We start from the raw sequence: 7,124 nt of genomic DNA, 5'->3' as shown, positions 1-7,124 counted from the left end.
CCCCCCGAGATCTACTGCCCAACCGGGGAGAAACGCTGTCCACCAGCGGGGAGATTAACTGTCCGCCAGTGGGGAGTTCCTACTGTCCCTTGACATTCCTGTAGGCCGAGGCAAGAGACACCTCCAAGTGGTGATTACGCCCCGACCATCCCACAGGCGGTTCGGTTAAGGGAGCTTTTCCACTCCAAGTGGGCCGGGTAGGCCCTATCAAGGTCCCATCCAAGGCCTTTCAAAGTCCTCGAAACAGCAGCGCGGACCATACACGCTGATGGGCCCAACCAACCGCTGAACGATGATGGGACACACATGGACACCCAGCAGGCTATGGATCGGGCGATCTCTGAGTGGCTTGCGCGGGCCCACCCCGTGCCGGAGCGGGCTCGGACGGAGTGGGCAATGCAAGGTGTTGCTCTGCTGCCACTGGGCCAACGATTTGCCGCGGTGCGGATGAAAGAAGACGTGGTCCACGCCGCCATTGCCACGGAGGATCCGGGTCAAGTCGGCTCGTCTTTAGGTGAGTTACTGCGTGGCCCCGTCATCCATGACTGCCGTGCCGTGGGTGGTACGTACTACGCCCTGATCCAGTGGCACGCCGGGCTTGTATGGGCTTACGAGGAGATCGCTCCCTGCCTCGGCCAGAACACCTATCTGGGAGTGCCACGGGTTGATCGCCGGGTTCCACCTGGTGCGTACTGGGTGGTGGCGCCGCGATACGAGGGCAATCTGTGCGTGCCGAGAGCAGTCAGTGCCTTGGTCGAGGTGGGACGGCGACGGCTCGCCGCGGAGCGCGAGCGCGCACCGCGGGAGATGTCCGGATAGCGGGGCGGTCGGGGGCGGGGCCCTGCCCCTGCCCCTGCCCTCCATGACGTCACGAGTAGTGGGCACATCCCGGCTCCGCCGTTCGGCTGGTTGACGGCCGCTTCCGAGGAGCTGTGCAGCCTCCTGGCCGGTGATCATGCACTACTGGGGTCACTGACGGTCAGTCATGGCTGCGGCCGGGAGCGCGTCGCAGCCCATCACGACGAAAGGGCTTGGCGTTGAGGAAAGCAAGAGCGCGTCTCAAAGCGATCGCGGGGGCCAACCGCAGGTGGCTGTGTGCCCCGGCCGCATTGACGCTCGCGCTGGTCGTGGGCCCTGGCGCCGCCGTCGCGGCCGAGCACGGATCCGGCGGGCCCGCGTGCCCGATCATGCAGCCGACGGTCACGAACGCCACCGTCCAGGTCCCGGCGAAGGCCGGCCCCACCGGCTTCCCCGGGGCCACCGGCGAGGTCGACACGGGCGTGTGCGTGCGCCGGTCCGTGACGGTCACCGCGACCGGAGCGATCGGGATCGCGGGCAACCCGCAGGTCACGAACGGGCCGCAGGGTGACACCACGGAGACCGCGGGGCCCGGGTTCCCCCTGCAGGGCGTGCCCAAGTGGTCGCTGATCGGCCGGATCGGGAACGGGCCGTGGCAGTACATCGGTGCGGGACCGACGACGCTGGTGGGTCGCGGTGAGCTGTACCTCGCGGTGAACGACGACTTCCTCTCCGACAACAGCGGATCCTTCACGGCGAACATCTCGCAGTGCGGCTGCGGTGACCACTTCTGGTCGGTCCTGGACGAGCTGGCCGGTTGACGGCCTTTCAAGGAGCAGGATCCGGCGCTCCCGGCTGACGCGCGGAGCGCGAAGCGCCGAACGCGAAACGCCGAACGCGAAGCGCCGAGCGCCGAGCGCCGAGCGCGAAACGGGCGAGGCCCGGAGGAACGACCGCACTGCTGTGAGGCAGGCGGCCGGCCTCCGGGCCCGTGTTCGAGATCAGCCGACCTCGCTCAGCCGAACTGCCCCGGCTGGTAGTCCCCCGCCGGCTGCTGGACGATCACGTTCATGCGGTTGTAGGCGTTGATCAGGGCGATGAGGGAGACCAGCGCGGCGAGCTGGTCCTCGTCGTAGTACTTGGCCGCGTTCGCCCAGGCCTCGTCCGTGACGCCGCCGGCCGCGTCGGCGATGCGGGTGCCCTGCTCCGTCAGCTCCAGGGCGGCGCGCTCGGCGTCGGTGAACACCTTGGCCTCGCGCCAGGCCGCGACCAGGTGGAGGCGCTGCACGGTCTCCCCGGCGGCCGTGGCGTCCTTGGTGTGCATGTCGGTGCAGAAGCCGCAGCCGTTGATCTGGCTGGCGCGGATCTTCACCAGTTCCTGCGTCGCGGCCGGGAGGGTCGAGTCACTGACGACCTTGCCCGCCGAGTTGATGTACCGCGCGAACTTGCCCGCGACGGGGTTGGTGAAGAAGTTGAGTCGGGCTTCCATGGTGGTCTCCTCGCTCGTTCGACGGTTACACAGCACTGACGAAGCGGCCCTGCCGGAATGTGACGGCCGTGGGAGGCGGATGTGTGTGACGTGCGTCTCGCCGTGCTTCCCTGGCTCCCCGGCCCCGGAGATGGCACCGCGACCGTCTGCGTGACGTCGTCGGCGTGCCACGAGGGGGACGCGGTGGCGGCGCGCCCGGCTCGACCCCGGCTCCACGTCGCCGCCTCGCCCGGAGTTAGCCTCGATCATCAGCCGGAACGGCCGCGGAGCGGCCGGGAGACACACCAGCAGGAGGCAGGCAGCGATGGCGAAGGTTCCTACGGCACTGGTGGCCGCGAGCGGGCTCGTCGGCGGGTACGGGGTCGCCCGCTGGAGCAAGAAGCGGCAGCTCGGCGGGGCCGTGCTCGCCGTCGCGGGGGCCGCGGCCGCGCAGCAGTGGCGGAAGCAGGCCGGCGGCGCGGCGGCCGGGGCCCTGACCGCCGCGTACGTCGCCGCGTTCGCCGGGTCGCATCCGCTCGCCAAGAAGGTGGGCGCGTGGCCCGCGGTGTTCGGGGTGGCCGGAGCCGTCGCCCTCGCCTCGTGGGCCGTGGCCGACCGGCGCGGCTGACGCACCCGTTCAGGGCGCCTCTCCCCCGCGGGCCCCGGCCCCCGGTCCCCGTACCCCCTGAAACGTCCGCCGATACGCGAACGGGCTGATCCCCACCACCCGCCTGAAGCGGTCGCGGAACGCCGCCGGGGAGCCGAAACCCGTCTGGGTCGCGATGCGTTCGACGGGGTGCGACGTCGTCTCCAGGAGGTACTGGGCGCGCCGGATCCGCGCCCGGTGCAGCCACTGCAACGGGGTCGTGCCGGTCTGTTCGCGGAAGCGGCGGTTCAGGGTGCGGGCGCTCGTGCCGGCGCGGGCCGCGATGTCGTCGAGGGTCAGGTCGCGGTCCGCGTTCTCCTCCAGCCAGTGCAGCAACGGCTCCAAGGTGGCCCCGGCAGGGGCCGGTGGGTGGGCGTGGACGATGAACTGGGCCTGACCGCCCTCCCGTTCCAGTGGCATGACCGACAGACGCGCCGCGTCCGCCGCGACCGCCGAGCCGTGGTCCTTGCGGATCATGTGCAGGCACAGGTCGAGCGCCGCGGCCGCGCCCGCCGAGGTGAGGAACTGACCCTCGTCGACGTACAGCACGTCCGGGTCGACCGTGACCTCCGGGTGGCGCTCGGCCAGCAGCGGAGCCGCCACCCAGTGCGTCGTCGCCCGACGCCCGTCCAGCAGGCCCGTCGCCGCGAGCACGAACGCGCCCGCGCAGACGGACGCGATACGGGTGCCGTTCGCCGCGGCCGCGCACAGGGCCTCCCGTACGGCCTGCGGCAGCGGCAGTGTCGGGTCCGCCGTGCCCGGCAGGATGATCGTGTCCGCCTCCGCCAGCGCGTCGAGCCCGTACGGCGCCCGGATCCGGAAGGGGCCCGCGTCCACCTCCTCCGCCGGCGCGCAGATCCGCACCCGGTACGCGGGCCGCCCGTCCGGCAGCCGGGTGCGGGAGAAGACCTCGATCGGGGTCGAGAGGTCGAAGGGGATCACCTGGTCGAGCGCCAGGACCGCCACGGTGTGCATGGCGAGAGAGTAGGGGTACGACAGGTCGTGGCCAAGTCGCTCCGGTGCGAGTACTCCCCGATCGCCGCAGCTCAGCCACCCGCCCCAGCCTGTTGGCGAGAATCCGTCGAGTGCTGGCAATTCCGCCACTTCCGTGGGTGATCTTCGCGCCCGTAGCGTCGGCCCGTGACCAAGTTCCTTCTCGCCGTCCACGTCCTTGCCGCGATCGTCGCCGTCGGGCCCGTCACCGTCGCCGCGAGCATGTTCCCGCCCCTCGCGCGCAAGGTGCTCGCCGAGCCCGCGGAAAGCCGGCACAGCCTCGCGCTCCTGCACCGCATCTGCCAGGTGTACGCCGTCGTCGGGGTCGTCGTCCCGGTCTTCGGGTTCGCCACCGCCCAGAACATGGGCGTGCTCGGCGACACCTGGCTGATCGTGTCCATCGTGCTGACGGCGCTCGCCGCCGTCGTGCTGGGCGCCCTCGTGCTGCCCCGGCAGGGCGCGATCCTCGAGGGCGTGCAGGAGGGCGTCCTGAGCGAGCGGGCCACGGTTCGGCTCGCCATGGTGACCGGCGTCTTCAATCTGCTCTGGGCCACCGTCACCGTGCTGATGATCGTGCGTCCGGGCTCCACCACGGGGGCCTAGGATCCCGCAGCATCCACCCGTCCCACTTCATCGGGAAGGGGACGCGGTCCTTCTGGACGCGGTCCTTCTGCGCCACCCGGCCCCAGGCGCCTCCGTACGGCTCACAACGGGTTCGTCAGCGTCAGGTCCTCACGCGCCCACTCTCCCCGGAACGTCCGTGCCACCCCGGCCGCCACGAACACGCCGGCCGCGATCAGCAGCGTGAACGAGCCCCACGCCAGGGGCCAGAACGAGGCGTCCGGTTCCGGGTGGGTACGGAACGAGACGTACATCAGCGCGGCCGGCGGAACCGCCACCAGCAGCAGTGGCCAGCCCAGGTGGTCCCAGTGGCCGAAGTAGGCCGCGAGGAGCAGCAGGGACACCGCGAGCAGGAGGACGCCGACGCCCGTGACGGGCGTCGTCTCCTCGGTGGCGCCGGGGGTCGCGGGACGGTTGCGCAGGTCCCACGGCAGGCACAGGAGGTACGCCGCGGCCGCGAGGGCCGCGCCGAGCAGGCGGATCAGCCAGCGCTCGGGCCAGGGGCGCGTTCGCACGGGGCGGAGCAGCTTCTCGGTCATACGTACGAGGGTCCCCTCGGAGCGAAGGAGTCGGCAGAGTACGGATACTCAGATCGCCCTGGGGGCGCATCGGTGTTCGTGCTGATTGCCGGTCAGGTTCCGAAGTCCTGTCCGCATTGCCCGGGATGACTGACGCGGACTCGGTCTCGCGGCGTTCGGCGCCGGCGCGGCGGCGGTTGCGGCGGACGTCCACACAGGGGAGCGCACCGTTCGGAACTCATCATTCCGCCATGAGAGTGTCATGCACTTTCCAAGCGGGGGTCTTCCGGAGCGATTGCAATGCCAGTGGCAACCGTCTCGACAGGGGAGGCCCGGATGACACCCGCTATCCGTCCGTCACACACCCCCGAAATCCGCGCGGCTGCACGCCACTTCGGCCGCCGCCGTTTCCTGACCCTCACCGGAGCGGCCGCCGCGGTCGCCTTCGCGGTGAACGTCCCGGCAACGGGCGCCGCCAGCGCCGCGGAACTCGACACCGCGCACATCACCGACGACCCGTTCACCCTCGGCGTCGCTTCCGGCGACCCCTTGCCCGACTCCGTGCTGCTGTGGACCCGCCTTGCTCCCGCCCCGTACCAGGCGGACGGTGGACTTCCGGCCCGCCGCGTCGCCGTGCAATGGGAGTTGGCCGCCGACGAGGGCTTCCGCCGCGTGGTACGACGTGGCACCGCCACCGCACACCCCGAGTTCAACCACGCCGTCCACGTGGAGGTCGGCGGTCTGGGCGAAAGCCGCGTGTACTACTACCGGTTCAAGGCCGGCAGCTGGATCAGCCGGACCGGCCGTACGCGTACCGCGCCCGGCCAGGGCGGCAAGGTCTCCGCACTCACCTTCGGACTGGTCTCCTGCCAGCGCTACGACCAGGGCTACTACACGGCGTACCGGCACCTCGCCGAAGACGACGTCGACCTCGTCTTCCACCTCGGCGACTACCTCTACGAGTACGCCGTCAACTCCGCCGGCGGAGCGCGCGCCTACCCCACCGGCACCGTCCCGGGCGTGTACAACCACGAAATGGTGACTCTGGACGACTACCGGCTCCGGTACGCGCTGTACAAGTGCGACCCGGACCTCGCCGCCGCACACGCGGCGCACCCCTTCGTCGTCACCTGGGACGACCACGAGACGGAGAACAACTACGCCGACGACGTCTCGGAGAACAACGACCCCGCCGAGGAGTTCCTGATCCGACGGGCCGCCGCCTACCGGGCCTACTGGGAGAACATGCCGCTGCGCCGCCCCCAGCTCCCCGACGGCCCGGACCTCCGGCTCTACCGCCGCCTCCACTGGGGCCGGCTCGCGCAGTTCGACGTCCTCGACACCCGCCAGTACCGCTCGGACCAGGCCTATGGCGACGGCTGGCAGTACCCGGGACCCGAGTCAAAGGACACCGCGCGCACCCTGACCGGTGACGCCCAGGAGCGCTGGCTCATCGACGGCTGGAAGCGCTCCCGCGCCCTCTGGAACGTCGTGCCCCAGCAGGTCACCTTCTCCCAGCGCCACAACACCACCGCCGCGCCCTCGAAGGTCTCCATGGACTCCTGGGACGGCTACCCGGCGTCCCGCGAACGCGTCCTGGCGGGGGCGGAGGCCGCGGGCGTCGAGAACCTCATGGTCCTCACGGGTGACGTGCACGTGCACTACGCCTTCGACATCAAGCGCGACTTCGCCGACCCGAACTCCCGCACCATGGGAACGGAGATCGTCACGACGTCGATCACCAGCGGCGGCAACGGCTCGGCGAAGCCGTCCAACTGGGCCACCTACATGGCCGCCAACCCGCACATGAAGTTCTACAACGGGCTGCGGGGCTACGCGACCGTCGGGCTCGCCCGGGACCTGGCGCGCATCGACTTCAAGACGGTGTCGCACGTCAGTACCGCGGGCGCACCGCTCACCTCGGCCGCGTCGTTCGTGACGGAAGTGGGCGACCAGGGGCTGAAGCCGGCATAGGCGCAGGCACCCTGCGACGGATCCGCCCGTTCGTGGGCGCCGGTGCGGCCGGGGACCGCGCCCGCGTCCACGAACGGGTGGGGCCCGCTGACGAACAGGCCCGTGG

At 70.7% G+C, this 7,124-nt stretch carries 7 protein-coding genes; 4 read left to right on the top strand and 3 right to left on the bottom strand.

What is annotated here, in order from left to right; genetic code table 11:
• Window positions 1-1,037 precede the first annotated feature (1,037 nt).
• On the top strand, window positions 1,038-1,619 hold the full coding sequence (locus ACZ3TS_RS15805) for a hypothetical protein (RefSeq protein WP_467618023.1): 582 nt from the start codon (window positions 1,038-1,040) through the stop codon (window positions 1,617-1,619).
• A gap of 194 nt (window positions 1,620-1,813) precedes the next feature.
• On the opposite strand, the gene ACZ3TS_RS15800 is transcribed toward ACZ3TS_RS15805, so the two are convergent.
• The gene (locus tag ACZ3TS_RS15800) at window positions 1,814-2,287 is read right to left on the bottom strand and encodes a carboxymuconolactone decarboxylase family protein (protein WP_467618021.1); all 474 of its coding nucleotides are present in this window, start codon (window positions 2,285-2,287) and stop codon (window positions 1,814-1,816) included.
• A 304-nt stretch (window positions 2,288-2,591) separates the two neighbouring features.
• Between ACZ3TS_RS15800 and ACZ3TS_RS15795 the strand changes: the two genes are divergently transcribed.
• Complete coding sequence (locus tag ACZ3TS_RS15795; protein WP_467618020.1) at window positions 2,592-2,894, top strand: hypothetical protein; 303 nt, start codon at window positions 2,592-2,594, stop codon at window positions 2,892-2,894.
• 9 nt (window positions 2,895-2,903) lie between these two features.
• Here ACZ3TS_RS15795 and ACZ3TS_RS15790 read toward each other — a convergent pair whose 3' ends face one another.
• Window positions 2,904-3,887: a GlxA family transcriptional regulator gene (locus ACZ3TS_RS15790; protein ID WP_467618018.1), complete on the bottom strand. Its 984-nt coding sequence runs from the start codon at window positions 3,885-3,887 to the stop codon at window positions 2,904-2,906.
• A gap of 165 nt (window positions 3,888-4,052) precedes the next feature.
• On the opposite strand from ACZ3TS_RS15790, the gene ACZ3TS_RS15785 reads away from it, so the two are divergent.
• Window positions 4,053-4,508 (top strand): hypothetical protein, encoded by a 456-nt coding sequence (locus tag ACZ3TS_RS15785; protein WP_467618017.1) that lies wholly within the window; start codon window positions 4,053-4,055, stop codon window positions 4,506-4,508.
• 101 nt (window positions 4,509-4,609) lie between these two features.
• Here ACZ3TS_RS15785 and ACZ3TS_RS15780 read toward each other — a convergent pair whose 3' ends face one another.
• Window positions 4,610-5,065, bottom strand: coding sequence for a hypothetical protein (locus tag ACZ3TS_RS15780; RefSeq protein WP_467618015.1), 456 nt, complete (start codon window positions 5,063-5,065; stop codon window positions 4,610-4,612).
• A gap of 315 nt (window positions 5,066-5,380) precedes the next feature.
• On the opposite strand from ACZ3TS_RS15780, the gene ACZ3TS_RS15775 reads away from it, so the two are divergent.
• Window positions 5,381-7,018 carry an alkaline phosphatase D family protein gene (locus ACZ3TS_RS15775; protein WP_467618014.1) on the top strand — a complete coding sequence of 546 codons (1,638 nt, stop codon included), beginning with the start codon at window positions 5,381-5,383 and terminating at the stop codon, window positions 7,016-7,018.
• The last annotated feature ends 106 nt before the right edge of the window (window positions 7,019-7,124 follow it).

The sequence above is a fragment of the Streptomyces sp. NPDC022910 genome, from assembly GCF_055561075.1.
The sequence above is the reverse complement of the archived record's forward strand: the minus strand, read 5'-3'. Positions and strand labels throughout refer to the sequence as shown.

Excerpts from the sequence above, each read along its gene's own strand:
- ACZ3TS_RS15800 (WP_467618021.1), bottom strand. The coding sequence starts at position 2,287 with ATGGAAGCCCGACTCAACTTCTTCACCAACCCCGTCGCGGGCAAGTTC.
- ACZ3TS_RS15795 (WP_467618020.1), top strand. The coding sequence starts at position 2,592 with ATGGCGAAGGTTCCTACGGCACTGGTGGCCGCGAGCGGGCTCGTCGGC.
- ACZ3TS_RS15790 (WP_467618018.1), bottom strand. The coding sequence starts at position 3,887 with ATGCACACCGTGGCGGTCCTGGCGCTCGACCAGGTGATCCCCTTCGAC.
- ACZ3TS_RS15780 (WP_467618015.1), bottom strand. The coding sequence starts at position 5,065 with ATGACCGAGAAGCTGCTCCGCCCCGTGCGAACGCGCCCCTGGCCCGAG.
- ACZ3TS_RS15775 (WP_467618014.1), top strand. The coding sequence starts at position 5,381 with ATGACACCCGCTATCCGTCCGTCACACACCCCCGAAATCCGCGCGGCT.